Source organism: Aquitalea sp. S1-19 (assembly GCF_024343515.1).
In genome coordinates this window covers 1-1845 of sequence record NZ_RJTZ01000256.1, presented here as the reverse complement: position 1 = coordinate 1845, position 1845 = coordinate 1, and the positions used below count along the sequence as shown (strand labels likewise).

The 1845-nt window shown below is 59.3% G+C and carries 2 protein-coding genes; both read left to right on the top strand.

Features of this window, described 5'->3' with window-relative positions:
• Positions 1 to 667: phage portal protein (locus EGI20_RS18005; protein ID WP_498633069.1), on the top strand; the 667-nt coding region annotated here is incomplete at its 5' end.
• A 539-nt stretch (positions 668 to 1206) separates the two neighbouring features.
• Positions 1207 to 1845 (top strand): hypothetical protein (locus EGI20_RS18000; RefSeq protein ID WP_498633067.1); only part of this gene is annotated, 639 nt, incomplete at its 3' end.

The following is a 1845-nucleotide window of genomic DNA, read 5'->3' as shown; positions in this document are numbered from 1 at the left end:
CCTTCTTGAGCTCGCCCCCGCGCCTGCCAAATACATGCGCCGCGGTCTTGATGCAGATACCTACTGGTACTGCGGCGGCTACATGAAAGACGTTGAGATGCCGCGCGGCGAGGTTTATCACCTGATGGAACATGACGTTAACCAAGAGCTGTATGGCGTGCCCGAGTATCTGGCCGCGCTGAATAGCGCATGGCTGAATGAGTCCGCCACGCTTTTCCGCCGTAAATACTTCCAGAACGGCAGTCATGCCGGTTTCATTCTCTACATGACGGACACCGTCCAGCAAGAGGGCGACGTTGACGCACTGCGCAGCGCGCTGAAGAACAGCAAAGGCCCCGGCAACTTCCGCAACCTGTTTATGTACGCGCCCGGCGGTAAAAAGGATGGCATCCAGCTGATCCCCGTCAGCGAGGTGGCGGCCAAGGACGACTTTTCCGGCATCAAGAACATCACGCGGGATGACCAGCTAGCCATGCATCGCGTCCCCCCTCAGCTGCTTGGGGTGATGCCTGGCAATGTCGGCGGCTTTGGCGATGTCGAAAAGGCTGCCAAGGTTTTTTGGGTCAACGAAATCAAGCCACTGCAGGCGCGCTTCTCCGAGATAAACGACTGGGTCGGCGAGGAGGTTATCCGCTTCGACGACTACGCACTGGCGGCCACTGCCTGACCTGATGGCGGCCGCTCTGGCCGCCTTTCTTCCCCTTCTCGATCCTCCCCGTTCAATCCGGCCGCTTTGTGCGGCTCTACCCCGTGGCGCGCGCTCGGATCCCCGCCCCGCCCGCCCGCTTCTTGGGTCGGAAAACATGCAACTGCACGACGGCCTCCAGCGCCCGCCACAAAAGGCGGCGCACGGAACCTCCTGCGCATGAAAAACCTTGCATATTCATGCGGCCAAATGCATGCAGCAGCAGTGTTGCATGGGCGCACTTGATCGCCTTTAAGCTGGTTGGAGTGGTTATTTTTTACAACTCATTGAAATTAAAATAAAACCCTCGCACTGCAAAGCCGTCTACGCCGGTTCGATTCCGACCCCCGCCTCCAGTCAAAGCCCCGTAAACATTGAGTTTGCGGGGCTTTTTCTTATTTTCTTTGTGTAGTCGCACGCGCCGCATGTTGCGCTAAGTCCTTGTTTCTTGCTCTCGTGCCACTCTGAAAAAGTGGCATGCTGCGCGTAGACTATAGTTTTTGCCGTCTACGGGAATTGTCATGGCCACCAAGCGCTTACGCTCCAGCGGAAACTGGGAATTCATTGTTCGGCGCAAGGGTATTTTGCCCAAGCCAGCTACGTTCACATTTACCAACGAGGCCGAAGGCGACGCCTATTGCCTCCGCCTTGAGTCGCTACTTGATCGCGGCATCGTTCCTGATGACCTGCTCGACCAGAAGCCGCACCTCGCCACCATTGCCGATGCGATCCGCGGCTACCTGATTGCCGTTGATGTATCCGCAGCCGATAGGCCGGTGCTTGGTGTGCTGCTCGATAGGGTAGGCGGTGCCACGCTGACCGCTGTCGATTACGCATGGGTCGAATCATGGGTGCGCAGCATGAAGCAAACCCAGCAGCTCGCCCCATCATCCATCCGCCACTATGTTGGCGCGCTGGCGCGCTGTCTCGACTGGGTAACGCGCAGTGCTGGCAGCGTGTTCATCTCCAATCCGCTGCGCCAGCTGCCGCGCCGCTACGCGAACTACACCCCGAGCGATGCGGCCGTGCTGCGTGGCGACGATGGCAAGGCGACGATCCCCAGCGATATTGCCCGCGACCGGCGACTAAACCCTGGCGAAGAGGCGGCCATTCGCGCCATGCTCGCCGGCGCCACGCCAGAAGGACGCGAACGCCCGCTA